Origin of the sequence: Nocardiopsis sp. NPDC006832, from assembly GCF_040635885.1 — a bacterium.
Lineage (GTDB): Bacteria > Actinomycetota > Actinomycetes > Streptosporangiales > Streptosporangiaceae > Nocardiopsis.
Genome location: NZ_JBEYLC010000013.1, coordinates 84,952 through 111,783, shown reverse-complemented (window position 1 = coordinate 111,783; position 26,832 = coordinate 84,952). Strand labels below are relative to the sequence as shown.

The window sequence follows — 26,832 nt, the reverse complement described above, 5'->3', positions numbered from 1 at the left end:
GCCACAGCACACACCATCGCCTTGACGCGTGCGGTGCGGGCGGCAACAATCACGCGGCGGGGAAGGAGGGAGAACCCACCCCCACCCCGCCCAACAACCCGCAGGATCTCTAGCCCAGGCGCCCCACACTGAACCGGTGGATCTGAACCATCTGAACCGGTAGATCCTGCTCACAGCGTCCATCGCAGCCCTCATCTCGGCGCCCATCGCAGCGCCCATCTCGGCGCCGACCCCGGCGCTGCGGGTAAGAGCGGGCAAGAAGCGTCATCGTTGTTCAATGGGCCGCCTCCTGCTGGGCCGCGTCGAGTCCGGCGCTGATGACACGGTCCATGATGGCGGCGAGACGGTCCGCGCCGAGTCGGGGTGCGTGCTCGGCCATGCGCTCGACCAGGAGGCGCTCGCGTTCGGCGTCCCGTCCGGCGAAGTAGCCGACCGGCTTGAGCCGCTGCACCTGGGCGGCGACCAGGGCACGGCGTTCGAGGAGATCGGCGAGTTCGGCGTCCAACACGTCGATCCGACCGCGTAGCCGGGCGATGTGGTCGTCGTTCTGCGGCGGGATGCGGTGGTCGTGCACGGTGGGTCCCTTCCTCGGTGTGTACGGGTGCGCGGTGCGGCCGTATGTCCCCGAGGACGGGGGAATCGGGGCGTCGGCCGCCCGGAAAAGCGAAAGAGCACCGGGCGTTGCCCGAGTGCTCTCTTGCCGACGTTCCCCTGGTTCCGCCTACGTGGAAGCGGCCGACGGGTCCGTCGGCTTGCTAAACACGAAATAGCGGTGGGTCATGGGGGCGATCATACCCGCTCCGAGGTGCAGCGTGTCTCTTCGAGGCCTCGACTCTATTCGGGGACCTCGACGCGGATCATGAGCGCGCTGCCCTCCGCGGTGACCTGGCCGTTGGCGCGGATCTGTCCGGCGACGTACACCTTGCGGCCCTCGACCCGGTCCACCCACGAGGTGATCTCCAGCGGGGTGAACAGCGGGGTGGGCTTGCGGTAGTCGATCTCCAGGTGCGCGGTCAGGCCGGGGCTGGTCTCGACGGCGGAGACGCTGCCGACGGCTTGGTCGAGCATGGCGGCGATCCAGCCACCGTGCACCAGGCCGGGAGGGCCCTGGTAGATCGTGTTGAGGGTGATCTCGGCGCGCAGACCCTCTTCGGTGCGCATGAGGGCGAGCTGCGGCGCGGCCGGGTTGGTGTCACCGGCGACGATGTTGGTGATGGTGCCCACCTCGGTGGTCCCATCACCGAGCTCGCGGGTGACCATGGTGCCGATCTCGCGACGGGCGACGTTGAGTCGTTCGGTGAGACCTTCGACGGTGGCGGCGGTCTCGGCGAGGGTGTCGGTGTCGACCTCGGTGTTGGCGACGGCGTCGATGAGGTCGTGCACACGAGAGACCAGGGAGCGCAGTTCGGCGGGGATCTCGGTCCCCTGGACCAGGGGAAGTCCGAAGGACCGAGGGTCGGACGTCTCGGTGGCCGGCTGCGTGTTGACCGTCATGTGTTCCTCGTCGATGTTCGGTTCGTGGGCGTCGGCCCGGGGGCGGGGCCTGCTCAACGTCAAAACCGAATCCTACTCGGTAGTATTCCGGAACAGCCTGGTACGGCGGTGCGCTCCCCATCACACGCAGCGGAGACGGGGACCACCGCCGGCGGGTTCAGGACAACTCGTGCTCCATGTGCCGGTGGGGGATCCCCGCGTCGAGGAATTCCGGGCCGTGGGCGACGTATCCCAGTCGTTCGTAGAAGCCGAGCGCGTGGGTCTGCGCGTGCAACTCGACCCTCTTCAGTCCCATCTCCACCGCCAGGTCCCCGACCGCGCGCACCAGGGCCGCACCGATCCCCTTCCCGCGCCCCTCCGGCAGGACCGCCATGCGCCCCAGCAGTCCCACGCCCTCACCCTGGTCCACCAACCTGACGGTGCCCACCGGTACGTCGCCCTCCTTGGCCAGGAGGAACTCGGCGGTGGTGTCGCGCTCGTCCCATTCCTCGGCGATGGGCACCCGCTGTTCGGCGACGAACACCGCGCCCCGGATGACGAAGACGGCCGCGCGATCCCGTTCCCCGCGCACTCGGAGAATCCGTGGTTTTTCCATGAGCGCAGACTAACGGAGCCCTCCCCCGCCGGTGTCCGGTGCCCACGCCCTAATAACCTGGGGGTATGGGCATGCCGAGCGAGGTCCATCCCACCGTCGAGGATCCGCGCGTGGAACGAGCACGGTACTGGCGCTTTTCGGGCCTGCCCGGAACCGAACTCCTGACCGCCCGGTTCGTCACCACGTCCTTCACCCGGCACACCCATCCCACCTACACGATCGGGATGATCACCGACGGGATCGAGGAGTACACCCATCCGCGCGGTCGCGCCCGGGTCGGCCCGGGCGGGTTGGCCGTGGTCGCCCCCGGCGAGGTGCACACCGGACACGCCGGCGTCCCCGAGGGGTGGGGGTATCGGGTGTTCTACCCCGCTCCCGAGGTGGTCGAGGAGATCGGCCGTGAGCTGGGAATGCGGGGCACACCCGGCTTCCGCGAATCGGGGATCGACGCCCCGGAGGTGTCCCACGTCCTGGTCGCCGCCCACATGGCCGCCGAACGCGGGGATCGGCTGACCTCCTCCGCCCTGACCAGGCGGGGGCTGGCGATGCTGCTGCGTTCGCACGGTCGTGAACGGGTCCCGGACGCCGCGGAACGGACCGCGCGCCCCGAGGTGACGCTGGCCCGCGACGTTCTGGCGCGGGACCTGACCACCCCTCCGACCCTGGAGGAATTGGCCGCCCACGTGGGGCTGGGCCCCTTCGCCCTCAACCGGGCCTTCCGCACCCGCTACGGGCTGCCGCCGCACGCGTACCTGAACCAACTGCGGGTGGACCGGGCCCGAGCCCTGCTCCTTGAGGGAAGGCGGGTCGGGGAGGTCGCCACGGAGGTGGGCTTCGCCGACCAGTCCCACCTGACCCGACACTTCCGCCGCCATCTGGGGGTGCCGCCCGGCGCCTACCGGCGCGACCTGGGTGACCGGCCACCGCGGGGCGAGTGATGGACCTCATCACTGGACGCAAGAACGTTCAAGACCGGTGACACAAAGCCGCCTAACGTGGGCGAGTGTGAGTATCCTGTCGCAACTGCGCTCCCCGGCCTTCCGGGACGGCCTGGGCATCGGTGTCGCCGTGGGCGCCGCCGGCCTGGCCTTCGGTACGGCCGCGGTGGCCGCGGGGTTGTCCCCCGCCCAGTCCGTGTTCCTCAGCCTGTTCATGTTCACCGGCGCCTCCCAGTTCGCCCTGGTGGGGGTGATCTCCGGCGGTGGGAGCCTGGCCGCGGGCGCGCTCGGCGCGCTGCTTCTGGGCGCCCGTAACACCCTGTACGGGTTGCGGTTGACCGAAGTACTGGGGTGGCGGGGCGCCAAGCGGGCGCTGGCCGCCCACGGGGTGATCGACGAGACCACCGCGATGACCCTCGCCCAACCGGACCGGGAGTCGGCCCGGCTCGCCTTCGTGACGACCTACGCGGTGCTGGGGTCGTTCTGGGTCGCCTTCACCCTGTTGGGCGCGCTGGCCACCGAGCGGGTGAGCGACATCGACGCGTTCGGGCTGGACGCGGTGGGTCCGGCGATCTTCCTGGGGTTGTTGTGGCCCCGTTTGCGTGACGAGGGTGGGCGCACCCGACTGATCGCCCTGTTGGGCGCGGGCGTGGCGCTGGCCACCACCCCGATCCTGCCGCCCGGGGTACCGGTGCTGCTGGCCGCCTCCGCCGGGCTGATCGCACTGTTCGGTCCGGAGCCGCGGGTTCCCGGTCCGGTCGACGCGAACAGCCCCGTGTCGGGCCGGAACGAGGAGGTGGGGTCATGACCCTGTGGATCGCGTTGATCGCCACTGCCGCGGGCTGCTACCTGCTCAAGTACGCGGGCATGGCCGCGCCCCGACGACTCCTGGACAACCCCTGGCTGCGACGGTTCGCGATCGCCGTTCCGGTGGCGCTGTTGGCCGCGCTCATCGCGGTGGAGGCGTTGCGCGGGGAGGGCCAGGCCCTGGCCTGGGACACCGCCCGCATGGCGGGGGTGGGAGCGGCGGTGCTGGCTCTGGTCCTCCGAGCGCCCTTCCTGGTCGTGGTGATCGCCGCGGCCGCCACCACGGCCGCCCTGCGGGCCCTGGGGTTGTGAGCGTCGGGCCGGTCAACGGATTCGAGGGGGCTTGTGGGGAGTTGTCCACAGGCCGCGAAGCCCACCCTTGACCGGCCCTGGGTCGCCTGCGAGAGTCGGCCGCATGCTCTCGGGACACACCCTGGTTCCGAGCGCGCCTTGAGAGGACCTTGCGACGATGGAAGGACCCGCCTCCATGGCCCCTGCCGCACAACGGCCCCTACCCCCCGACGACACCGCCGCGCACGCGGCCGTGCAGGTCCTGGCCGCAGCCGGGATCAGACGCTGCTACACCGTCCCGGGTGAGAGCTTCCTCGAACTCGCCGACGCCATCGACCACCACCCCGAGATGACGCTGGTCTCCACCCGGCACGAGGGCGGAGCCGCCTTCATGGCCGAGGCCGACGCCAAGCTCACCGGGGTCCCGGCGGTCGCCGCCGCCACCCGCGGCCCGGGCGCGGCCAACCTGGCGGTGGGTGTGCACACCGCGATGCAGGACTCCACCCCGATGATCGTGTTCCTGGGGCAGGCCGAGACCGAACGGCTGGGTCGGGAGGCCTTCCAGGAGGTGGACCTGACCGCCTTCTACGCGCCGATCACCAAGTGGTCCACCACCGTGCACCGGGCCGACCGGTTGCCGGAGGTCACCGCGCGGGCGATCCGGATCGCCACCACCGGTCGGCCGGGCCCGGTCGCGATCGCGGTGCCGGGCGACCTGTTCGGACAACGGTTGGGAGAGCGCCCGGTACCGGAACCGTTCACCGCGCCCCGACCGGCGCTGGACACGGCCGACCGGGACCGATTGGCGTCCTGGCTGACCCGGGCGGTGCGGCCGGTGATCATCGCCGGTGGTGGCGCGCGCGACGCACGCGAGGACCTGGTGCGGGTGGCCGAGCGCTACAGCGCCGGGGTGTACGCGGCCTGGCGGCGTCAGGACGTGTTCCCCAACGACCATCCCCTGTACCTGGGCCACCTGGGATTGGGAGCGCCCAGCGCGATCCTGGGCGCTCTCGCCGACGCCGACGCGGTACTGGTGGTGGGCTGTCGGATGAGCGAGACCACCACGCAGGGATACCTGCTACCGGAGTCGGACGGGCGGACCCGGGTGGCGCAGATCGACGTCGAACCCGAACAGGTGGGCGCGACCTGTCCCGTGTGGCTGGGTGCGGTGGCCGACGCGGGCAAGGCGCTGTCCGACCTGGCCCGAGCACCGGGACAGACGCCCTACCGGGACTGGAGTGCCGCCCGACGGTTGTGGGTGGAGAGCTCGACCCCGCCCAGGGAGGTCGCCGAGCACCAGGATGAGCGCATGCACCCGTGGTCGGTGGTGGCCGGGATGCGCCAGGCCCTGCCCGAGGACACCCTCCTCACCAACGACGCGGGCAACTTCGCGTCCTTCCTGCACCGCGGCTGGTGGTTCCGTCACCCACGGACCCAGCTCGCCCCCACCAGTGGTGCCATGGGGTACGCCGTCCCCGCGGCGGTGGCGGCCAAAATCGCCGATCCCGAACGCACGGTGGTGGCCGTGGCCGGTGACGGTGGGGCGCTGATGACCGGTCAGGAACTGGAGACCGCGGTGCGCATGCGCGCCGCCGTGACCGTGGTGGTGTTCCAGAACGGGCTGTACGGCACGATCGCGATGCACCAGGCGCGTGAGCTGGGCCGCTTGGCCGGGACGGAGATCAGCGGCCCGCTGGACCTGGCCGGTTACGCCCGCGCCCTGGGAGCGCGGGGCGCCACCGTGCACACCCGGGAGGAGCTGGAGAAGGCCCTGGCCGAGGCGGTCACCGCCGACCTGCCGACCCTGGTGGACGTGCGTACCGACCCCGAGGTGATCAGCCCCACCACCACCATGTCGGACCTGCTCGGGCCGGAGTGATCGGACGTGCGCTGATGGCACGGCGTGTGTGACCCGCGGACCCTTTCCCGGTGACACTCGTTCTTGTGGCGGCGGTCCGTTCGCCCCGGTCCGCCGCCCGATCGACCTCCCTCATCCCTGCGCCGAACCGATCGCCCCCGAGACCGGGGTGGGACGTTGTTCGGTGAGGTGGGCGGCGGCTTCGCGCAGGGCGCGGACGACGGCGCGGATGGCCGGGCGCCGGGAGGCGTCGGTGCGCCAGAAGACGTAGACCTGGCGCACCAGGGCCGGCTGCACGGGTACGACCCGCACCCCTTCGGGCAGGGGCCCTCGACCGAGACGGGGCATGACCGCGGCCCCGATCCCGGCGGCGATGAGGGCCAGTTTGGTCTGGTGTTCCTCGACTTTGTGCACGACGTTCGGTACGCCGTCGCGTCGGCGGATGATCTCGTGCAGCCAGTCGTCACAGATGGAACCACGACCCCAGCTGATCCAGGGCAGGTCGAGGATCTCGTCGAGTTCGAGCAGTTCACGGTGGGCAAGGGGGTGGTCGGCGGGCAGGGCGATGTCGCCGACGTCCTCCATCAACGGGGCGCGGGTCATCCCCTCGGGCAGTGGTAGGGGGCGGCCGACCCAGTCCACGACCATGGCCAGGTCCGCCTCGCCGCGGACCATGGTGGGCACGCTCTCGTGGGGTTCCTCCTCGTACAGCTCCACGCGCAACCCGGGGTGGGCGTCGCGCAGGGCCGGGAGTGCCCTGGGCAGCAGTCCACGGACCGCGGTGGGTGTGGCGGACAGGCGCAGATGTCCGGTGACGTCGTCGCGGTGGGCTTCCAGGTCGGCCTCGGCCCGTTGGACCAGGGACAGGATGCGCGAGGTGTGGTCGACGAGGAGTTCGGCGGCGTCGGTCAGTCGTACGCCACGGCCGTTGCGTTCCACCAGGGACTGCCCCACCTCGCGTTCCAGCTTGGTGAGTTGTTGTGAGACCGCGGAGTTGGTGACGTGGAGGGCCTTGGAGGCGGCACTGAGGGATCCGTGCACGGCGATGGCGTGGAGGACGCGGAGCCGGTCGACGCTGAGCATGTAAGGAACACTAACTCATCGATTTAGAAGAATGAAGTAGACCTAACGCAGCTGTCGGGATAGAACCGTTCCATGAACACCTCCCCGGATCCCTCCGCCACGGTCTCCTCCGTACCGCGACCCCTGTCCGGGTGGCGTGCGAAGTTCGTGCTGCTCACCCTGGTCTGGGGGATGAGCTTCGTCCTGATCAGGATCGGCGCGGAGGTCCTCACCCCCGTGCAGTTGTCCCTGGGGCGCATGCTCATGGGGGCGTTGCCGCTGGTGGCGGTCCTTCTCCTGCGCGGGGGTCGCCTTCCCACCTCCCCTCGCCTGTGGGGCCACCTGTTCGTGGCGGCCCTCCTGCTCAACACGGTCCCCTTCACCCTGTTCGGGTTCGCCGCGCAGCTCATCCCATCCGCGCTCATGGGGATCGTCAACGCCTCCACCCCACTGTTCGGGGTGGTGTTCTCGATGCTGTTGCTGTCCGACGAACGACCCGATCGCCAACGCTTGTGGGGGCTCGCCATCGGGTTCCTCGGCGTGCTCATCGTCTTCGGTGTGTGGAACTCCCTGACCACGGTGAACGTGGACGATCGCGACGGGATGCTCGGCATGCTCCTGGTCGTGGGCGCCACCGCCTGCTACGGGATCGGCACCCCCTACTTGCGCCGTTTCGTCGCCGGGACCTCGCACGGCGCCTTGGAGTTGAGCGCCCTGCAACTCCTGTTGGGTTCGCTTCCCCTGCTGTTGCTCCTACCGTGGGCCGGCGGCGTTCCCACCGACCTGACCTGGCAGGCGGCGCTGGCCGTGGCCACTTTGGGCGCACTCGGTACCGGTTTCGCCTACGTACTCCAGTACGGGATCGTCCGCGGTGCCGGAGCGACCGTGGCCACCACCGTCACCTACGCGGTGCCGGTGGTGGCGGTGACCGCCGGGGTGGTGCTCCTGGGCGAGACCCTGACCTGGAACCAGCCGTTGGGCGCGCTGGTGATCATCGTGGGCGCCGCGCTGTGCCAAGGGGTGGTGCGGGTGCGACGCCCTCGCGGGGGCGTCGGGCGTGCCCCCGCCAAGACCTCCGTCGGCACCGAAGTTCCCTGACCTCCAGGCGTCCGAACGCACCGAAGCGCCGGCGGAGGCTCCGAAAACACCGCCTAGTCCTCGCGGAGCCTTTCGACCGCGGCGGACAGGTCGTCCGGGTAGGGGCTGGAGAACTCCACCGGGCGGTGCTCGGTGGGGTGGTCGAACCCCAGTCGGACCGCGTGCAGCCACTGGCGGCGCACTCCCAGCCGCTCGGCCAGGGTCGGGTCGGCGCCGTAGAGCATGTCACCGACACAGGGATGACGCAGCGCGGACATGTGCACCCGGATCTGGTGGGTGCGCCCGGTCTCCAACTTGATCTCCAACAGGCTGGCGGCCCGGAAGGCCTCCTGGGTGTCGTAGTGGGTCACCGAGGGACGTCCGCCCGCGACCACGGCCCAGCGACCGTCCCCGGCGGGGTGCCGGTCGATCGGGGCGTCGACGGTGCCGCGCAGCGGGTCCGGGTGTCCCTGGACCAGCGTGTGGTAGCGCTTGTCGACGGTGCGTTCCTTGAACGCCCGCTTGAGCACGCTGTAGGCGGTCTCGCTCTTGGCGACCACCATCAGCCCGGTCGTGTTGGCGTCCAGCCGGTGCACGATGCCCTGGCGTTCGGCCGCGCCGCTGGTGGCCAACCGCACGCCGGAGGCCAGCAGACCCTCCAGGACGCTGGGTCCGGTCCAGCCGACCGTGGGGTGGGCGACCACGCCGACCGGCTTGTCCACCACGATGATGTCGGTGTCCTCGTGCACGATGTTCATGCCGGGGACGGGGTCGGCGCGCGGTACCGGGGCGGTGGGCGGTGGCGGAAGGGTGACCTCCAGCCAGGCCCCGGCCTGGACGCGATCGGACTTGCCGGCCTCGGCGCCGTCCAGCAGGACACCACCGTCACCGATCAGCTCGGCCGCCCGGGTACGGGACAGACCGAACATCCGCGCGATGGCGGAGTCGAGTCGGTCACCCTCCAGGCCGTCGGGGACCGGCAGACTCCTGATGTCGCTCATTCGCCCTTCTTCTCCTCACCGTCGGCGTCCGGGTTCTCCGTCTTCGCCTCGGCCTTGTCTTCGTCGGTGACCATCGTCCCGTCCAGGTTCAGGCCCTTGAAGGTCAGCGCGACCACCAGGCAGGCCCCGACCACCACACAGGAGTCGGCGATGTTGAACACCGGCCAGTTCGGCAGCCGGATGAAGTCGACGACGGCCCCGTGCAGGGGCGCCGGGTCACGGAAGAACCGGTCGACGAGGTTGCCCGCGGCGCCGCCCATCATCAGGCCGAGCGTGACACCCCACCACAGGCTGCGCACACGCCATCCGATGTAGCCGATGCCGAGGACGACGACACTGGCGATGATGGTGAACACCCAGGTGTATCCGGTGCCCAGGGAGAAGGCGGCACCGGTGTTGAACACCAGGGTGAATTGCAGGAAGCTACCGATCACGTCGACGTTCTCGCCGGGCCGGAAGGTCGCGAGCGCCCATTCCTTGGTGGCGAGGTCGACGGCGATCGCTACGAGCGCGACCAGTAGCAGGAGTGGATACCTGCGTGGACGGGCCTTCGTGTTGTCGTCGGTCGTGGTCATGTTGCTGTCCCCAGGGGGCTCTACCTCAGTCAGCGACGCTCCTCGCGCTGTTTGCAGGTGACGCACAGGGTCGCCCTGGGGAAGACCTGAAGGCGTGCCTTCCCGATGGCCTGACCGCATGACTCACAGACCCCGTAGGTTCCCGCGTCCATCCGTTCGATCGCCCGTTCGCCCTCGGCGAGCAGGTCACGAGTATTGTAGGCCAATGCCAGGTCGTGTTCGCGTTGGAAGGCCTTCGCACCGGTGTCGGCGGGATCGTCCCCGGCCCCCTCGACGGGGTCCTGGAGCCGCTCGGCCACTTCTTCCTCGGTCTCCTGGACCTTCTCACGCTGGGACTCGACCTCGGTCTCCAGCCGCTCCCTGACCTCGGCGAGCTCCCGCGGGGTCCAGGGGTCCTCACCCGGGCGGACCGGCGGTCTCGCCGCTTCGGTGGTGTTCATCGCACTCCCCCTTCGCGCGACCCACGACCTGCCCCGCGCCCCCGTCGGAACTGCGAAGTCGTCCCTTGCGCGGTGCCGTGAGTGGTGCGCCGAAGCCTAGGAGCTCAACGGACACATGGCAACGAACCGGGCCGTGAAACGCATACCGCTCGTCTACCCCGGCAGGCGTCCGATCGAACGCCGGTAGAGCGAGACCGGACACATGATCGTGCCGCCCAACAGCTCTTCCTCGATCTCGACGCCGGTGTCCTGCCAGCCCTGCGCCTCGTAGAAACGGCGGGCCCTGGGATTGGCTGAGAGCACCCACAGGACAGCCTCGTCGAACGGCCCCCGGGCCATGGCGGAATGCACCGCCTCGGCGAGTCCCTGGTTCGCTCCACTCCCCCACACCTCGGGCACGGAGTAGAAGGTCCCCAGGTCCACCACACGACGTTCGCCGCCCTCCGGCCACTCGGGGTCGTCCCCGGGAGCGAACCCGGCGAAGGCCACCACGGCGTCGTCGCGTTCGGCGACCAGGACACCCGCACCCGGCCCGGTGAACTCCCCGGTCAGCCGGTCGGCCCAGACCCTCGTCAGGCGTTCATGGTCCAGACTCGCCAGGGCGTCGTCCGGGACGATCCCTCGGTAGGCGGCCCGCCAGGACCGAATGTGCACGTCGGCGATGGCGGCCGCGTCCTCGGCCTCGCCGCTACGGATCGTCATGGTGGGCATCCTCGTCCAGGTGCGCCGCGCGCGGCAAGGCGGTTCACTCGACGGTGGCGAACCCGCCGTAGTCCTCGGCGAGCAGCGCCAGGTGCGGTTCGTCGAAGACCGCCGGGCCCCCGTGCGGTCCGACGAGCACCTCGATCACCCAGTCCACGTCCTCGGCGTCGTCCTCGCCCGCGAGCATGTCCCGGTGCACCCGGCAGGGCTCGTATCCCTGCTCCAGAAGCTGCTCGGCCAGCTCCTCGGCATCCTCACGATCCGTCAGGGTCACCAGCACCGCGCCCCGTGTGCGCTCGGCCATGGCCGCGCCCTCCCACATAATCAGCGGTACGCCTTGCCGTACTGCGTTATCCTGAGTTCCGTGTCGATGGGGACGAGTAGCGTTGGCCCCGACCGGACAGGCACAGCCTAGAGGCGGTGTGCCGGTCCGAGCGACCCGGGGACGGTGCGAGCCCGGGGGTACGACCAGCGCGAAGATCACCCCGGAGCGGCCGGAAGAACGGGCGACCCATCCCTTGGACGAGCGGTGGAGCACGCCCCAGTAGAACCGGCGCGAACCCAATGAAGTGGGACCCGTCACCGAACCGCCACGCGGTCACGGTCACGGTTCCAAGGAGGGTGGTACCGCGGGGCGCGACAAGCCTCGTCCCTCCGTCAGGAACATCCCTGATGGAGAAAGGTACGACGGTGACCGACGACCCCCGGCCCGAATCCCGCGCGCTGCCACAGCTGCCCGCTCAGATCGACCTGCCCACGACGGAGCGCGAGATCCTCGGCCGCTGGTCGAAGGAGAACGTCTTCCAGCGCTCCCTGGACCAGACCCGCGGCAAGGAGAACTGGGTCTTCTACGAAGGCCCTCCCACCGCCAACGGCCAGCCCGGCGTCCACCACGTCGAGGCGCGCGCCTTCAAGGACGTCTTCCCGCGCTTTCGCACCATGCGCGGCTACCACGTCGACCGCAAGGCCGGCTGGGACTGCCACGGCCTGCCCGTCGAGGTCGCCGTGGAGAAGGAACTGGGCCTGAGCGGCAAGAAGGACATCGAAGAGTTCGGCATCGCCGAGTTCAACGACCGCTGCCGCGAGTCCGTCCTGCGCAACGTCGACGCGTTCACCGCCATGACCGAGCGCATGGGCTACTGGGTGAACATGGACGACGCCTACCGCACCATGGACCCGCAGTACGTGGAGTCCGTGTGGTGGGCGCTCAAGCAGATCTGGGACAAGGGCCTGCTGGTCCGCGACTACCGGATCAGCCCCTACTGCCCGCGCTGCGGTACGACGCTGTCCGACCACGAGCTCGCCCAGGGATACGAGACCGTCACCGACCCGTCGGTGTTCGTGCGCTTCCCGGTCACCTCCGGCCCGCTCGCCTCACCCGAACACCCCACCTCGATGCTGGTGTGGACGACCACCCCTTGGACCCTGGTGTCCAACACCGCGGTGGCCGTGCACCCCGAGGTGAAGTACGTGGTGGCCACCAACGGCGACGAGCGGCTCGTGGTCGCCGAACCGCTGTTCGAGAAGGTCCTCGGCGAGGGCTGGGAACTCACCGGTGAGAGCTTCGAGGGCGACGAGATGGAGCGCTGGACCTACCAGCGTCCCTTCGAACTCGTTCCGTTCGAGGAGCCCGCGCACTTCGTGGTGCTCGCCGACTACGTCACCGTCGAGGACGGTACCGGTCTGGTCCACCAGTCGCCCGCCTTCGGTGCCGACGACATGGTGGTGTGCCGCGCCTACGACCTGCCCGTGGTCAACCCGGTGCGCCCCGACGGCACCTTCGAGGCGGAACTTCCACTGGTGGGCGGCGCCTTCTTCAAGGAGGCCGACAAGACCCTGGTAGCCGACCTCAAGGACCGCGGGCTGCTCTTCCGCCACAAGGACTACGAGCACTCCTACCCGCACTGCTGGCGCTGCCACACCGCGCTCCTCTACTACGCCGTCCCCTCCTGGTACATCCGCACCACCCGCGTCAAGGACGAACTGCTCGCGCAGAACGACGTGACCAACTGGGTGCCGGAGAACGTCAAGGAGGGTCGCTTCGGCGAGTGGCTGCGCGGCAACGTCGACTGGGCGCTGTCCCGGAACCGCTACTGGGGCACTCCGCTGCCGATCTGGGAGTTCCCCGACGGCCGCCAGATCTGTGTGGGCTCCCTGGAGGAGCTGAGCGAGCTCAGCGGCCAGGACCTGTCCAACCTGGACCCGCACCGCCCCTACGTCGACGACGTCGTCATCCCCGACCCCGACGCCGACCCGTCCCTGCCCGAGGACCAGCGGGTCGCCCGCCGCGTCCCCGAGGTCATCGACGCCTGGTTCGACTCCGGTTCCATGCCGTTCGCCCAGTGGGGCGCCCCGCACCAGAACAAGGAGACCTTCGAGGCCAACTTCCCGGCCCAGTACATCTCCGAGGCCATCGACCAGACCCGCGGCTGGTTCTACTCGCTGCTGGCGGTCAGCACCCTGGTGTTCGGCCGCAACTCGTTCGAGAACGTGGTCGTGCTCGGCCACATCCTCGCCGAGGACGGCCGCAAGATGAGCAAGCACCTGGGCAACGTCATGGAGCCCATCCCGGTGATGGACCGGCACGGCGCCGACGCGCTGCGCTGGTTCATGCTGGCCAGTGGTTCGCCGTGGAACGCCCGCCGGGTGGGCCACAGCGCCCTGGAGGAGATCGTCCGCAAGGTGCTGCTGACCTACTACAGCACCACGTCGTTCTTCACCCTGTACGCCAACACCGGTACCGGCTGGGACCACTCCCGGTTGGCCGAGGCACCCGCGCCGCAGGACCGTCCGTTGCTGGACCGGTGGCTGCTGTCGGAGCTCAACGAGGTCGTCCGCGACGTCACTCTGTCGATGAACGACTTCGACACCACCGGCGCGGGTCGTCGCCTGACCGCGTTCGTCGACGACGTGTCCAACTGGTACGTGCGCCGTTCCCGCCGCCGGTTCTGGGGCGGGGCCGACACCCCCGAGGGCGCGGCGGCGTTCGCGACGTTGTTCGAGGCGTTGGAGACCGTCACCCTGTTGATGGCCCCGATCGTGCCGTTCCTGACCGACCACGTGTGGACGGCGCTGCGCCGGCCCGACGCGGCCGACTCGGTGCACCTGGCCTCCTGGCCCGAGGTGAACGCCGACCTGATCGACCCGGAGCTGTCCCGTCGGATGGCGCTGGTCCGCCGTCTGGTGGAGCTGGGGCGTTCGGCCCGGGTGGACTCGGCTGTGCGCACCCGTCAGCCGCTGCCCCGCGCCCTGGTGGGCGCCTCGGGCTTCGCGGACCTGCCGGAGCAGCTGCGCGACCAGATCTCCGACGAGCTCAACGTGGTCGGTCTGGACTCGCTGTCCTCGGTCGGCGGCGACCTGGTCGACTACGTGGTCAAGCCGAACTTCCGGGCCTTGGGCAAGCGGTTCGCCAAGCGCACCCCGCTGGTCGCCAAGGCCATCCAGGCGGCCGACCCGGCGGCGCTGGTCGAGCAGGTGCGTTCCAGCGGCTGGGCCCAGGTGACGGTCGAGGACGAGTCGGTCGACGTGAGCGCCGACGAGGTCTTGGTGACCGAGCAGCCCCGCGAGGGCTGGGCGGTGGCGACCGAAGCCGGTGAGACCGTGGCCCTGGACCTGGAGTTGACGCCCGAGCTGCGTCGCGCCGGTCTGGCCCGGGAGATGGTCCGGATGCTGCAGGAGGCTCGCAAGGGCGGTGGGCTGGCCGTGTCCGACCGGATCCACGTGTGGTGGACCACCGAGGACGAGACGGTCCGTCAGACCCTGTCCGAGCACGGGCGGGCGATCGCCGGCGAGGTGCTGGCCGACGCCTTCGTGGCCGGCGTGGGCGAGGACGTGCCGCACTCCACCTCTTCGGAGGAGTTCGGCGTGACCTTCACCTTCCGCAAGGCCTGATCCGAGGACCGAAGGGCGCCGCTCCCCTTGTGGAGCGGCGCCCTTCGTGTGTGCTCAGTTCGTGTGGGAGGGGTCCTTGGCACGTTCGTCGGCCTCGTCCAGGTCGTCCTCGTCGTCCCGGTGGACCCTGTCGTCCTCGGTGTCCCTGTCGTCCTCCGGGCCGGACTCGTCGAAGATCGCCGCGTAGGCGAGCGCCGGGTCCTCCTCCGGCTCCGGGTCGCCCGCTGAGCCGTTTCGGGGACGTTCGAACGCCGCGATGCGGTCCGGGGCGTCCTCGTCCGCCGGGGAGGCCTCTCCACTCTCGGCTTCATCGGTCTGGGCGTCCTGGACGCCCTGGACGCCCTGGACGTCCTCGGCCGGCTCGTCCGTCGCGGGGTCCGCCTCCGAGGCGTCGTCATCGGCTTCGAGGGTCTGGTCGCCGTCGGTCCGGGGGGTGTCGTCCTCCGGCGCGGCGGTGTCCTCGGCTTCGAGTTCCTCGGTCTCCGGGGCCTCGTCGACCTTGTCCTCGTCCTCGTCGCTCTCCGCCCGCACGGCGGCCGCGGCGTCCTCGCCGGGGTCGGACTCGGGGTCGGTGCCGTCGAACGTCTCCCGAGGCTCCACGGACGCGTCCTCGACGGTCTCCGTGGGCTCGTCCGCCTCATCGTCGGCGACGGTGCTGTCCTGGACCTCGGGTTCCGGTTCGAGGTCGGTGAACGCCGCACTGGCGCCGATGGTCTCCTCGGTGGCCTCGGGTGCTTCCGCGTCGAGGTCCTCAGGCGTCGCGTACGACTCGAAGTCGGAGCCGGCCTCGCTCATGTCGTCGGTCGACTCGAAGGTCTCATGGGGGTCCGCCAGGTGCGCGTCGCTCCGCGAGGGTTCGACCTCCTCGTCCACCGGCCCGGTGGTCTCGACGGTGTCGTCCTCGGTCGTGGGGGTGGCGACGTCGCGCTCGGGGACTCGGTAGGCGAACGCGGAGGCAGGGGCCTCGACGGGTTCGTCCTGAGGGGGCGGGGTCTGGGCCGCCTGGACCGGCTCGGGCCAATCACCCTTGGTGGGTGTCTCCCATCGGGGAACGTCGAACTCCGGTTCCTCCTGGGGTTCCTCGCCCCAGGGCCGTGCGTCCGGAACAGGGGTGTCCCGCACCGACTCCTCAGCCGGTGCGGGTACGCTCCCAGATCGCCCCGACTCCCATGTGGGGTCCGGTGCCGCGGCGGGGACCGCTGGGACGGACGACTTCCCCAAACCGTCCGTCCGTGCCGTGTCCCTTCCGTCCGCGCCGAACCTGCCTTGGAGCAGAGCGCCCAGTAGGAGGAGGACGCTCAGCGCGCCGAGTCCCAGAGCGATGTACACCAGGGCTGTCTCGGCGAACACCAGTGCGGCCGCGATGACGGCGATGGCCGCCAGCACCGCCACGGTAGCGAGGATGCTAAGGATCACGGGTCGACCAGGGCCTTTACACGTGTTGAGCCGGAGTCTTCAGTTGTTCGGAGTCACATGCCGCTGGAGGGTCAGCGACGCTCGTGCGGGACCTCGCCAGGGTGGAAACCGTGGGGGGCCGGCTCGGGGTGACCGAACGGGTTGCCGCCGGGGCCGCCGGGACCACCGTGCTGCTGCATGGCGGGGGCGCCACCGGTCTGAGGGGCCATGGTCTGGAAGCCACCCGTGGTGTTCGGGTTGAGCTCCGCCGACTTGGCCTTCTCCTCCTCGCTCTTCAGCTCGTTGAGCTGACGCTCGAAGTAGTCCTTCAGACGGCTACGGTACTCGCGCTCGAAGTCCTTGAGCACGTTGACCTTGTGCTCCAGCTCCTCGCGCTGCTGGACCAGGCTGCCCATGACCTGACGGTGGCGCTCCTGGGCGTCACGGTCCAGGTTCTCGGAGCGGGCGCGGGCCTCACCGATGATCTGGTCGGCCTGACGGCGCGCCTTGCCGAGGATGTCCTCGGACTCGTTGCGCGCGCGGCCGAGCGTCTCGTCGGCCTCACGGCGGGCGTCGCTGATCGCCTGGTCGGCGGTCTGCTGGGCCAGGGCCAGGACACGGGCGGCCGTGTCCATGTTCTCCTCGCCACCCATGGCGATGTTGGCGCCGGTCATGGCCATCTGCTGCTGCGGCGCGGGCGGCTGGGGCTGCTGCTCGATGGGCGCCTGGGCCTGGACGGGCTCCGGACGCATCTGCTCCATCTGCTGCTGAGCCTCGGGCTGCTCCTGGGGCTGCTGGAAGTCCTGCATGCCGGCGTTGGGGACCTTGCCCCGCAGGCACTCGGCGAGCTTGCCGCGCAGTTCCTCGTTCTCCTGGATCAGTCGGTCCAGCTCTGACTCGACCTCATCGAGAAAGGCGTCGACCTCTTCTTCGTCGTACCCGGGTCGTAGCCGGGTGGTACTGAACTGCTTGTTCCGCACATCGGCGGGTGTCAGCGGCATGTTCGTCTCCTTGGCGCGCTTGGAGTCTGTCCGTAGGGACGCTACCTGATCGTGACCTTACGGCAATCCAGATCATGACCAAGACCACAAATCGGAATCCGGGGTTACTTTTCCACCCCTGCCGTCCTCATCACAGGCTCGCCGCCATCCCCGCCAGGACACTCTGAAGGATGATGATGGCGAAGAACAGGATCAACACACTCAGGTCGAGTGCGATGCTCCCCAGCCTCACCGGCTTGATGAACCTACGGAGGAACCTCAGTGGTGGGTCGGTGATCGTGTACACGATCTCAGCGAGTACAAGGACGAACCCGCTGGGTCGCCAGTCCCTGGAAAAGGACTGCACCATCTCCAGTACCACCCTCGCTATCAGCACGAAGACAAACAGCTGCAGGAGGAGGGACAGCACTGATAGGACGATACTCACGGTCGTTCCTCGACCCAATCTCTGGACAAATGTGACGGTCTAGCTCTGATTGAAGAACCCTCGCTCGGCGATCCGCGCCTTGTCTTCGGCGGTCACCTCGACGTTGGCCGGGGACAGCAGGAACACCTTATTGGTCACGCGTTCGATACTGCCATGGAGACCGAAGATCAGACCAGCCGCGAAGTCGACCAGACGCTTGGCGTCACTGTCGACCATCTCGGTCAGGTTCATGATCACCGGTGTACCTTCCCGGAAGTGCTCTCCGATCGTACGCGCCTCGTTGTACGTGCGCGGGTGGAGCGTGGTGATTCGTGCGAGGTCGGCGGTCGAGGCCGTCGTGGTGGTGCCACCGCGTCGTTCACCCGTTCCCAGGTAGTCGCCGGTGTCCATCACGGCATCGCCTCGTGTTTCCTCGCCGGCGGGAGAGTCCGCGTCGCGGTCACGCTGCTCCTCCACAACCTCGTCGAATTCATCGAACTCATCATATTCGTCCGCATAACGGTGATCGTAACGGTCGTCCTCCACGAGACCGAGGTAGACCGCCATCTTGCGCATCGCGCCGGCCATCTCGCACCCTCCGTCGTTCCCGCGGCCTCGACCGCAGCCGGCTCCTCCGTCTACACCCGTCCTGGCCCCACAGTCGCGGGGCGGGCACCCTTTCGGGCGAACACCACAGACAGGCCCCAAGGTCTATGTGGGGACATTACCCCACGTTCGTGCCTCGGGCGCCGAGCAACGCCGCACCGAGCCGCAGGTGTGTCGCGCCTCTTTCGATGGCGGCTTCCAGGTCCCCGCTCATCCCCGCGGAGACCATCGTCGCCCGAGGGTAACGGTCCCTGATCCCCATCGCCACCTCGTGAAGACGGGCGAAGGCGGCGTCCGGATCCCCACCCAAGGGTGCGACGGCCATCACACCTCCGAGTTCGAGCGCATCGTGTTCGGCGATGGCGTCGGCGAGGGCCGGAGCGTCCGACGGGTCGACACCGCCACGTGGTCCCAGCACGCCCGCTCGGGCCTCGTCGTCGAGGTCCACCTGGACCAGACAGGTCAGACGGCGATCGGCGGCCGCCGCGCGCTCACCGAGGGCCCGGGCCAGCTTGGCCCGATCCACCGAGTGGACGACGTCGGCGTAGGAGGCCACCGATCTGGCCTTGTTGGTCTGCAACTGCCCGACGAAATGCCAGGTGAGGTCGAGGTCGGCGGTTTCGGTGGCCTTGGGCGCGGCCTCCTGGTCCCGGTTCTCGCCGACGTCGGTGACACCCAAGGAGGCGAGTGCGCGCACGTCGCTCGCGGGGTGGGTCTTGGTCACCGCCACCAGGGACACCTCGGAGGGGTCGCGGTCCGCCTTCGCACAGGCCGACTCGATCCGGGCCCGCACTTCCTGAAGGTTGGCGCGGATCTGCTCGGTGCGCGCGGGGTCGGTGTGTGACACGTCTGTTCCTTCTGTTCCTGCTGTGGTGGCTGTGTTCCGTGTGGCGTGCGCCGTACCGATTCGGTCCAGGCGGGATTGGCCGATTCCGGCAACGCGGGTTTGGTGGCCGTCAGGGCCGTGCGGGTCAGGTCCTCCAGATGAAGGAGGCGAACCTGCCGGTGGGGGCGTCGCGGCGGTGGGAGAACAGTTCGGGGCTCTCCAGGGTGCAACGGCCGTCGGAAGTGATGTTCTCCACTCCCGAGCGGCTCAGCTGGGCGATGACGGCCGCGAGCATGTCCACCCCGGTGGTGCCCCGGCGGGTGGTGGAGGCCGCCTCCGGCGTACGTTCGGCGGTCCGGGCCTGAAGCTCCGGTGGTACCTCGTAACAGCTCCCACAGATCGTAGGCCCGAGGAAGACGGTGATGTGGTCGGTTCTGGCGCCCTGGGCGACCATGGCCTCGACCAGGTTCACGGCGATCGCCCGGGCCGTACCGAGTCGACCGGAGTGCGCGGCGGCCAGGACACCCGCCTCGGCGTCGGCGGCCAGAACCGGTAGGCAGTCGGCGGCCATGGAGGCCAGGACCAGATCGGAACGGGTGGTGACCACCCCGTCGCAGGTGCCCACCCCACCGGGTTCGGTGGCCACGAGCACGTCGGCGCTGTGCACCTGGTTCATCCACACCGTCCGATCGATGTCGAAGCCCAGGTCCTCGGCGGCGCTCCTTCTGTTGGCGAGAACCGCCTCACGGGAGTCGCCCGTGCCGAGGCCGAGGTTGAGCGAGTCGAACGGTGGAACGCTGACCCCGCCCTTGCGTTCGGTGACGGCGGCGCGTACGCCGGCCCCCAGGTCGATGACGTTGCCCATCGGTGTGTCCGTGGTCCTTCCCTCGGCCCCACCGGCGGCCGGGAGGTCCCGACCCCGGGGGCGGCGACGGCCCCGCCACAAGGGTCGGGGCCGCTGACACGTCGATGGTATCCGGTGGGCTACTTGAGGAACTCCGGCACGTCCAGGTCGTCGGGGTCGTCGAAGATGACCCGACGACGAGGCGTGGGAACGTCGCCGCGCCGCTCGGAGGCGTCCGAGACGGCGTGGATGGGACCGGACTGGACTTCGGACTCCGGCTCCGGTTCGGGTGCCGGAGGCTCCTCGGCCGGAACCGGCTGCGCCGTCGGTGCCGCTGTGGGCTCCGGGGCGATGGGCGCGGCCGGGGCCTCCTCATGGGAGACCCGGTGGCCGTTGCCCTGGTAGGACTCCATGCCCTGGTAGGAGTCGGCGTTCTGTCGGGGCTCCGGCTCGGGACGCGAGGACACCGGCGGGGTCTGCGTGTACCGGGGCTCGGGACGTGCGGACTCCGGGCTCGTCCAAGAGTGGGCGGGCTCGGTGGTCCAGGGTGCCTCGGGCTCCGGGGCGGCCGGTCGGGACGGGGCCGTCCACGGCATGTTGGTGGCCGACGCCCCGCTCGCGCCCTCGGCGGACGGAGCGGCCACGGCGGACTCCTCCTTGCCGGACGTGATGCCTGCCGTGGGGGCGACGGCCTCAGGAGGGTCCACCGGCTGACGCTCCCGCGTCGCCGGCACGATGGCCTCGGGTTCATCGAAGCCCGCGGCTATCACGGTGACCCTCACCTCATCGCCCAAGGCGTCGTCGATGACCGCGCCGAAGATGATGTTGGCCTCCGGGGCCGCCGAGTTGGCGACCAGTTGCGCGGCCTCGTTGATCTCGAAGAGTCCGAGGTCGGAGCCGCCCTGGATGGACAGCAGGACCCCGTGCGCCCCGTCGATACTGGCTTCCAGCAATGGTGAGGAGATCGCCAGTTCGGCCGCTGCGACGGCCCTGTCGTCCCCTCTCGCCGATCCGATCCCCATCAACGCCGATCCCGCCCCGGACATCACCGACTTGACGTCGGCGAAGTCGAGGTTGATCAGGCCCGGTGTGGTGATCAGGTCCGTGATGCCCTGGACACCGGAGAGCAGGACCTGGTCGGCCGCCTTGAACGCGTCGAGGACGCTGACCTGACGGTCGGAGATGGACAGGAGGCGGTCGTTCGGGATGACGATGAGGGTGTCGACCTCCTCGCGGAGCATCGCTATCCCGGATTCGGCCTGGGTCGCACGCCGCTTGCCCTCGAAACCGAAGGGGCGGGTGACCACACCGATGGTCAGGGCTCCCAGGGAGCGGGCGATGTTGGCGACGACCGGGGCTCCTCCCGTGCCCGTGCCACCGCCTTCGCCGGCCGTGACGAAGACCATGTCGGCCCCCTTGAGGACCTCCTCGATCTCCTCACGATGATCCTCCGCGGCCTTGCGGCCGACGTCGGGGTTGGCTCCCGCTCCCAAGCCGCGGGTGAGCTCACGGCCGACGTCGAGCTTGACGTCCGCGTCGCTCATCAGCAGCGCTTGGGCGTCGGTATTGATCGCGATGAACTCAACGCCCTTGAGCCCCTCTTCGATCATTCGGTTGACGGCGTTGACACCGCCGCCGCCGATGCCGACGACTTTGATGACCGCGAGGTAGTTCTGCGGTGCTGCCACGACGAGGGGCCTTTCCGCTCGCATGAGCCGTTCCGTCTTCGCGTCCGCGAGATGGTTCCGCGGGTGCGCCGGCGGTCCGGCATCCGGTTCTACTGAGTGCGTTTCGGGTTCACCCACCTCCCGGTTCGCATGGACCGTCGGCGGGGACCCCGGGTCACCGGTACCGTTCCTCGTGCCTGTGGCCTCGATCAAACGGTTCCTGCGTATCCCGAAAAGCGTGTTTTACTACGTTGTTGATGGTGGTTGTGCTTCCCGACAGTAAGCGGACCGTCGGGTGCGGGCAACCGATGACGGCTTCAGCCTAACCGCGTATAACACGAGGAAGCGAAGTGCGTACTCGGCGCGTCGCGTCTGGAATGTCCTCTCGGAGTGCCGTTTCGCGGTGGTGCGGACCCGCTTGTCCCGGGAACGGCGCGTTGCCCCGACTCCACCCGAACCAGAACATCCCTTGATATTCCCTTCACCTGACCATGGCCAGGTCGGGCGTACCGACGTCGTAGACGCGCCCCTCGGCGGTGGGATGTTCGCGCATCAGCACCCTCAGGACCTCGCTCTTGTCCACGGTGTGTTCGGCGTCGCCCCACTCCACCAGGGAACCGTCCCCCAACTCGATCTTGATCGCGTCGGGGTCCTTGGCGTCGATGAGCTGGATTCGGGCCACGAAGGAGTCGGGGGCCTCCCGCACGATGTCCGCGGCGGCCCGGACCGCCTCGTTCTCCTCGACCTCCCCGGTGACCGACACCAGTGGATGCGTGCCGGGCCGGCTCGTCGAGTCCTCGATGCGCACACCGTCGCCGTCCACCAACCGGTACTCCTCCCCCACCGCGATCGCGAGCAGGGGCTGACGTTCTACGACCTCCACCTTCAAGGTGGCGGGCCAGCCCCTGCTGACGGTGGCGGACTCCACCAGGTCGAGTCCTTCGACGCGGTCGCGGCCGGCGTCCAGGTCCACCCTTATCAGCGGGGTACCGGTGTTCACCGACACCGCCGCCTCGACCTCGGCGGCGGAGATCCGGTCCGCGCCGGTAACCGCGACGTCGCGGACCACCAGCAGCCGGGAACCGAGGAGCAACCACACCACGGCGCAGACCAGGGAGACGACCAAGAGGACCGCGAAGGTCACCTTCCAGGGGTCCGAACTCCCCCGACGTGCCGTCGCAGCGTTCTTCCCGGCCTGGTCGGCACCCACGTGTGTACCCCTTTAGTCGTTTCCGTTGCCCTCTGCCCGCTCCGACAGGGCCGCGACGATGTGCGGACCCAGCTCGGTGACGTCCCCCGCCCCCATGGTCAGGACGATGTCCCCGGGACGGGCGAGTTCGACCACCGTACGCACCGCCTCCTCACGACCGGGCACGTAACGCACCCTTTCGTGGGAGACCTTGGAGGTGATGAGTTCACCGGTCACCCCGGGTTCGGGGTCCTCCCGGGCGGCGAAGACCTCCGTCACCACGACCTCGTCGGCAAGGCTCAGCGCGTCCGCGAACTCCTCGGCGAAGATCCGGGTCCGGCTGTACAGGTGCGGCTGGAAGAGGGCCACGACCCGGCCGAGGGGGACGTCTTCCTCCTCCGCGTCCTCGGAGAAGGACTCCAACGCGGCGCGGGTGGCGCGCAGATCGGCGTCGATCTCGGTGGGGTGGTGGGCGTAGCTGTCGTAGACGCCCACCCCATCGCCCTGGCCCTTGAGCTCGAAGCGGCGGGCCGCTCCGGCGAAGTCGGCGATGCCCTCCACCGCCACGTCCAGGTCGTGCCCGAGTTGGTCGGCCACGGCCACCGCGGCGGCCGCGTTGAGGACGTTGTGCAGTCCTGGGACGGCGACCGTGCCGTCGATCGGGTCGCCGTCGACGGTCTGGAGGGTGAACTCGGTGGTGAAGCCACGGGCGCGGATCCGGGTGATCCGGTAGTCGGCGTCGGCCGCCTCACCGTAGGTCAGCACCCGCTTGCCACGTTCTCGGGCCAGTTCGGCGACCTTGCGGGCACCGGGGTCGTCGACGCCCACGATGAGGGTGCGCTCGACGCGGTCCACGAAGTTCGCGAAGTTGTCGTGGATCTCGTCGAGACCGCTGTAGTTGTCCAGGTGGTCGGCCTCGACGTTGGTGACCACGGCGATCTTGGGCGAGAGCATCAGGAAGGAGCCGTCGCTCTCGTCGGCCTCCACCGCGATGGCGTCGCCGACCCCCGCGTCCGCGCCCAGGCCCGTGGTGACCAGCTTGCCGCCGATCACGTAGCCGGGTTCGGCGCCCAGGTGTTGCAGGACCACGGTGACCATGGAGGTCGTGGTGGTCTTGCCGTGGGTGCCGGAGACGGCGACGCCCTCGCGGTTCAGCAGCAGGGCTCCCAGGGCCGCGGCCCTGGGCAGGATCCGGATGCCGCGACGTCGCGCCTCGACCAGTTCGGGGTTGTCCTCGCGGATCGCGGAGGAGACCACCAGGGTCTCGGCGGGGCCGAGGTTCTCGCCGGCGTGTCCCACGTGGACACGCGCCCCCATCTGTTCGAGTTCGCGCAGCGTGTCACTGTCGCGGGCGTCACTGCCCGAGACCTCGACCCCGGATTGCAGCAGCACCCGGGCGATGCCGGACATGCCGGCTCCTCCGAGGCCGATGAAGTGGGTGCGTCCCAGCTTGTCGACGGGGACCGGTTCGGTCTGCCGGACCAGGCTCATCGTGCGTCCTTACCGTCGTCGTAGTAGACCTCGTCGCCCTCATCCTCGGGCAACGGCATCTCCGGGGTGGGTTTGTCGCCGCGGGCGATCGCCATGACCTCACGGGCGAGCTCGGTGTCGGCGTCGCGGCGGCCCATACGGGAGGCCGCCTCCGACATCGCCACGACCCGGTCGGTGTCGGTGAGCAGCGGGATGAGCTGCTGGACGATCCAGTCGGGCGACAGGGCGGCGTTGTCGACCATGATGCCGCCGCCCGCCTTGACGATGGGCTCGGCGTTCAGGGACTGTTCGCCGTTGCCGATGGCCAGCGGGACGAACGCGCCCGGCAGGCCGACGGCGGTGAGTTCGGCGCAGGTCAGAGCGCCGGAACGGCACATGGCCACGTCCGCGGCGGCGTAGGCCATGTCCATACGGTCGACGTAGGGAACGGCGACGTAGGGGATGCCGTCCTGGGTGAGGTCCTGGGGTTCGTCGGCGTTCTTGGGGCCGACGACGTGCAGAACCTGCACGCCGGCGTCGCGGAAGGCGTCGCGGGCGGCGAAGGCGGCCTCGTTGACGCGCTGGGCGCCCTGGGAGCCGCCGAAGATCAACAGGGTGGGCAGGTCGGGACGCAGGCCGAAGTAGGTGCGCGCCCTGTCACCCATGGCCAGACGGTCCAAGGAGGTGACCTGCTTGCGCAGCGGGATGCCGATGAAGCGCCCGTTGCGTATCTGGGCGTGGGGGTGCCCGGTGAAGACGTGCGGGGTGAGCCGCGCGCCGAGCCGGTTGGCCAGGCCGGGCAGCGGGTTGGCCTCGTGCACGATGATGGGCATCTTGCGACGACGGGCCGCGAGGTATCCGGGGGTGGCGACGTAACCGCCGAAGCCGACCAGGACGTCGGCCTGGATCCGGTCGAGCTGTTCGCCCGCGGCGCTGAGGGCGCCGGCGAGTTTGCCCGGAACGGTGAGCAACTGTGGGGTGAGCCTGCGTGGTAGGGGGACCGCGGGGATCAGGCCCAATTCGTAACCGCGCATGGGAACGAGTCGGGTCTCCAGACCACGCTCGGTTCCCAGGCAGAGGATCTCGGTGTTCGGGTCGATGCGCCGCAGCGCGTCCGCAAGTGAGAGTGCGGGCTCGATGTGCCCGGCCGTGCCGCCTCCGGCGAGGGCTACCCTCATCGTCGTCGATTCCTCCTTGGCCGGTCACCCGCCGGGACCGGGCCGCTCTGGTTCTTGGCCGTTGTCTTGGTGTCGCGCTTGCGCGCCGGGCGAGGGGTGCTCGGCGCGGATGTGCGCTTGGAAGTCGTGCCTCCGGCCCGATTCTGGACGGAAGCGACGAAGTTCTCCAGGCCAAGCCAGCTTAGAGCCCTTTGGGGCCAACCGGGACCGCGAGCCGCCAGCGCCTTCTGTGCCTGGGGCTCGTTACGGGCGAGTGCGAGCAGCACACCGAGGGCGATCATCGTGGGGATCAGCGCCGAACCACCGTAGGAGACCAGGGGCAGCGGGATACCGGTGACCGGGACCAGGCCGATGACGGCGGCGATGTTGATCATGGACTGACCGATGATCCAGGTCGAGATGGCGAAGGCGGCCAGGCGCGAGAAGGGGTCCTTGACACGGAAGGCGACCCGCAGCCCGGCGTAGCCGAGCATGCCGAGCAGACAGAGCACGAGCAGGGTGCCGATGAGACCGAACTCCTCGCCGATGATGGCGAAGATGAAGTCGGACTCGGCGAAGGGCAGGAACCCCCACTTCTCACGGCTGGCGCCGATACCGACCCCGAAGATGCCTCCGGTTCCCAGCGCGTACAGGCCGTGCAGGGACTGGAAGCCCGCCCCGGAGGGGTCGGCCCCCGGGTCGAGGAACGCGGTGATGCGGGTCATTCGGAACGGCTCGATCGCGATGACGATCGCGGCCAGGCCCACGACCAGTCCGAACATCGCGACGAACAGCCTGCCCGGAGCCCCCACGACCCACAACAAGGCGAGGAAGACCAGTAGCAGCACCAGGGTCGTGGACAGGTCCGAGCCGATCAGGACCAGCAGGGTGAGCAGACCACAGCCGGGCACCAGCGGGATCAACAGCTGCCGCCACTCGGTGAGCTCTTTGAGCTCCTCCTTGCGGGCCAGGATGTTGGCGCCCCACAGGGCGAAGGCGAGCTTGGCGGGTTCGGAGGGCTGGATGACCAGGCCGCCGATCTCCAGCCAGCGCATCGCGCCGTTGACCTCGGTGCCCTGAAAGGCGGTGAGCAGCAGCAGCGCCACCGACACGATCATGGCCGGGTAGCCGACCATCCGAAAGATCCACAGCGGCGTCTGGGAGGCCAGCAGCATGAGGGGAAGGCCGATCGCCGCCGACGTCAACTGGCGTTGGAAGACGGAGAAGGCCGATCCCGTCTCGCTGATGGAGTTGACCATCGTCGAGGACAGGACCATCACCAGTCCCAGGGCGATGAGCATCATCCCGGTACTGAGGATCAGGTAGTAGGAGGTGAGCGGCCGGTCCAGGGACCTGGCCCACTCACGCCAAAGCGCACGCTCGCGCCCACCGGAGGCAGTACGCCCCCGGCTCCGGGTCGCCCCGGGAACCGCTGTCGTCGCCGCCATCCACACACCCTCCGCACGATCGGCGCCTCAATAGTGGCGTACCGGCGGGTCGGGACCAGTGGACATTTTCCGCGTGTTGGCCATCTTTGACG

The 26,832-nt window shown here is 69.4% G+C and carries 26 protein-coding genes; 6 read left to right on the top strand and 20 right to left on the bottom strand.

All coding sequences use genetic code 11. The annotated features are described in order from the left end of the window. Positions 1–274 precede the first annotated feature (274 nt). From ABZ717_RS09360 to ABZ717_RS09350, 3 genes are all read right to left on the bottom strand, one after another. Complete coding sequence (locus tag ABZ717_RS09360; RefSeq protein ID WP_358507623.1) at positions 275–574, bottom strand: chorismate mutase; 300 nt, start codon at positions 572–574, stop codon at positions 275–277. A gap of 260 nt (positions 575–834) precedes the next feature. Continuing rightward, on the bottom strand, positions 835–1,494 hold the full coding sequence (locus tag ABZ717_RS09355; RefSeq protein WP_358507643.1) for a PaaI family thioesterase: 660 nt from the start codon (positions 1,492–1,494) through the stop codon (positions 835–837). A gap of 157 nt (positions 1,495–1,651) precedes the next feature. Further along, the gene (locus ABZ717_RS09350) at positions 1,652–2,089 is read right to left on the bottom strand and encodes a GNAT family N-acetyltransferase (RefSeq protein ID WP_358507621.1); all 438 of its coding nucleotides are present in this window, start codon (positions 2,087–2,089) and stop codon (positions 1,652–1,654) included. A gap of 71 nt (positions 2,090–2,160) precedes the next feature. Between ABZ717_RS09350 and ABZ717_RS09345 the strand changes: the two genes are divergently transcribed. From ABZ717_RS09345 to ABZ717_RS09330, 4 genes are all read left to right on the top strand, one after another. Then, the gene (locus ABZ717_RS09345; RefSeq protein ID WP_358507641.1) at positions 2,161–3,027 is read left to right on the top strand and encodes an AraC family transcriptional regulator; all 867 of its coding nucleotides are present in this window, start codon (positions 2,161–2,163) and stop codon (positions 3,025–3,027) included. A gap of 67 nt (positions 3,028–3,094) precedes the next feature. Next, positions 3,095–3,835 (top strand): AzlC family ABC transporter permease, encoded by a 741-nt coding sequence (locus tag ABZ717_RS09340; protein ID WP_358507619.1) that lies wholly within the window; start codon positions 3,095–3,097, stop codon positions 3,833–3,835. Next, on the top strand, positions 3,832–4,146 hold the full coding sequence (locus ABZ717_RS09335; protein WP_358507617.1) for an AzlD domain-containing protein: 315 nt from the start codon (positions 3,832–3,834) through the stop codon (positions 4,144–4,146). The genes ABZ717_RS09340 and ABZ717_RS09335 overlap by 4 nt, the downstream gene beginning before the upstream one ends. Before the next feature lie 175 nt (positions 4,147–4,321). After that, positions 4,322–6,004 carry a thiamine pyrophosphate-dependent enzyme gene (locus ABZ717_RS09330; RefSeq protein WP_358507615.1) on the top strand — a complete coding sequence of 561 codons (1,683 nt, stop codon included), beginning with the start codon at positions 4,322–4,324 and terminating at the stop codon, positions 6,002–6,004. A gap of 111 nt (positions 6,005–6,115) precedes the next feature. On the opposite strand, the gene ABZ717_RS09325 is transcribed toward ABZ717_RS09330, so the two are convergent. Further along, on the bottom strand, positions 6,116–7,066 hold the full coding sequence (locus tag ABZ717_RS09325) for a LysR family transcriptional regulator (protein ID WP_358507614.1): 951 nt from the start codon (positions 7,064–7,066) through the stop codon (positions 6,116–6,118). 72 nt (positions 7,067–7,138) lie between these two features. Between ABZ717_RS09325 and ABZ717_RS09320 the strand changes: the two genes are divergently transcribed. Next, positions 7,139–8,143 (top strand): DMT family transporter, encoded by a 1,005-nt coding sequence (locus tag ABZ717_RS09320; RefSeq protein ID WP_358507612.1) that lies wholly within the window; start codon positions 7,139–7,141, stop codon positions 8,141–8,143. Positions 8,144–8,196: 53 nt separating this feature from the next. Here the strand turns inward: ABZ717_RS09320 and ABZ717_RS09315 are convergent, their stop codons facing one another. The 5 genes from ABZ717_RS09315 to ABZ717_RS09295 form a co-directional block, all read right to left on the bottom strand. After that, complete coding sequence (locus tag ABZ717_RS09315) at positions 8,197–9,123, bottom strand: RluA family pseudouridine synthase (RefSeq protein ID WP_358507610.1); 927 nt, start codon at positions 9,121–9,123, stop codon at positions 8,197–8,199. Then, positions 9,120–9,698, bottom strand: a complete 579-nt coding sequence (gene lspA / locus ABZ717_RS09310; protein ID WP_358507608.1) for a signal peptidase II — start codon at positions 9,696–9,698, stop codon at positions 9,120–9,122. The genes ABZ717_RS09315 and lspA overlap by 4 nt, the downstream gene beginning before the upstream one ends. Before the next feature lie 29 nt (positions 9,699–9,727). Further along, the gene (locus ABZ717_RS09305) at positions 9,728–10,138 is read right to left on the bottom strand and encodes a TraR/DksA C4-type zinc finger protein (RefSeq protein ID WP_358507607.1); all 411 of its coding nucleotides are present in this window, start codon (positions 10,136–10,138) and stop codon (positions 9,728–9,730) included. A gap of 153 nt (positions 10,139–10,291) precedes the next feature. After that, entirely contained in the window at positions 10,292–10,840 is a 549-nt protein-coding gene (locus tag ABZ717_RS09300) for a GNAT family N-acetyltransferase (RefSeq protein ID WP_358507605.1), read from the bottom strand. Positions 10,841–10,883: 43 nt separating this feature from the next. Further along, positions 10,884–11,144, bottom strand: coding sequence for a hypothetical protein (locus ABZ717_RS09295; RefSeq protein ID WP_358507603.1), 261 nt, complete (start codon positions 11,142–11,144; stop codon positions 10,884–10,886). Between the two features lie 386 nt (positions 11,145–11,530). On the opposite strand from ABZ717_RS09295, the gene ileS reads away from it, so the two are divergent. Next, positions 11,531–14,731, top strand: coding sequence for an isoleucine--tRNA ligase (gene ileS, locus ABZ717_RS09290; RefSeq protein ID WP_358507639.1), 3,201 nt, complete (start codon positions 11,531–11,533; stop codon positions 14,729–14,731). Between the two features lie 54 nt (positions 14,732–14,785). Here the strand turns inward: ileS and ABZ717_RS09285 are convergent, their stop codons facing one another. The 11 genes from ABZ717_RS09285 to ftsW form a co-directional block, all read right to left on the bottom strand. Further along, positions 14,786–16,123: a hypothetical protein gene (locus tag ABZ717_RS09285; RefSeq protein ID WP_358507602.1), complete on the bottom strand. Its 1,338-nt coding sequence runs from the start codon at positions 16,121–16,123 to the stop codon at positions 14,786–14,788. A gap of 95 nt (positions 16,124–16,218) precedes the next feature. Then, complete coding sequence (locus tag ABZ717_RS09280) at positions 16,219–17,127, bottom strand: DivIVA domain-containing protein (protein WP_358507600.1); 909 nt, start codon at positions 17,125–17,127, stop codon at positions 16,219–16,221. A 130-nt stretch (positions 17,128–17,257) separates the two neighbouring features. After that, positions 17,258–17,554 (bottom strand): YggT family protein, encoded by a 297-nt coding sequence (locus ABZ717_RS09275; RefSeq protein ID WP_358507598.1) that lies wholly within the window; start codon positions 17,552–17,554, stop codon positions 17,258–17,260. A 39-nt stretch (positions 17,555–17,593) separates the two neighbouring features. Beyond that, the gene (gene sepF / locus ABZ717_RS09270; protein WP_304069162.1) at positions 17,594–18,121 is read right to left on the bottom strand and encodes a cell division protein SepF; all 528 of its coding nucleotides are present in this window, start codon (positions 18,119–18,121) and stop codon (positions 17,594–17,596) included. Between the two features lie 136 nt (positions 18,122–18,257). Then, a complete protein-coding gene (locus tag ABZ717_RS09265) occupies positions 18,258–18,986 on the bottom strand; it encodes a YggS family pyridoxal phosphate-dependent enzyme (RefSeq protein ID WP_358507596.1) in 729 nt (242 codons plus the stop codon). A gap of 124 nt (positions 18,987–19,110) precedes the next feature. Next, positions 19,111–19,830, bottom strand: a complete 720-nt coding sequence (gene pgeF / locus ABZ717_RS09260; RefSeq protein ID WP_358507594.1) for a peptidoglycan editing factor PgeF — start codon at positions 19,828–19,830, stop codon at positions 19,111–19,113. Between the two features lie 119 nt (positions 19,831–19,949). Then, positions 19,950–21,497: a cell division protein FtsZ gene (ftsZ, locus tag ABZ717_RS09255; RefSeq protein ID WP_358507592.1), complete on the bottom strand. Its 1,548-nt coding sequence runs from the start codon at positions 21,495–21,497 to the stop codon at positions 19,950–19,952. Positions 21,498–21,957: 460 nt separating this feature from the next. Continuing rightward, the gene (locus tag ABZ717_RS09250; RefSeq protein ID WP_358507590.1) at positions 21,958–22,686 is read right to left on the bottom strand and encodes an FtsQ-type POTRA domain-containing protein; all 729 of its coding nucleotides are present in this window, start codon (positions 22,684–22,686) and stop codon (positions 21,958–21,960) included. Between the two features lie 12 nt (positions 22,687–22,698). Next, positions 22,699–24,156 carry a UDP-N-acetylmuramate--L-alanine ligase gene (gene murC, locus ABZ717_RS09245; RefSeq protein ID WP_358507588.1) on the bottom strand — a complete coding sequence of 486 codons (1,458 nt, stop codon included), beginning with the start codon at positions 24,154–24,156 and terminating at the stop codon, positions 22,699–22,701. Beyond that, the gene (gene murG / locus ABZ717_RS09240; protein ID WP_358507586.1) at positions 24,153–25,313 is read right to left on the bottom strand and encodes an undecaprenyldiphospho-muramoylpentapeptide beta-N-acetylglucosaminyltransferase; all 1,161 of its coding nucleotides are present in this window, start codon (positions 25,311–25,313) and stop codon (positions 24,153–24,155) included. Before murG ends, murC begins: the two co-directional genes overlap by 4 nt. Then, positions 25,310–26,740 (bottom strand): putative lipid II flippase FtsW, encoded by a 1,431-nt coding sequence (gene ftsW / locus ABZ717_RS09235; protein ID WP_358507584.1) that lies wholly within the window; start codon positions 26,738–26,740, stop codon positions 25,310–25,312. The genes murG and ftsW overlap by 4 nt, the downstream gene beginning before the upstream one ends. Positions 26,741–26,832: the final 92 nt, after the last annotated feature.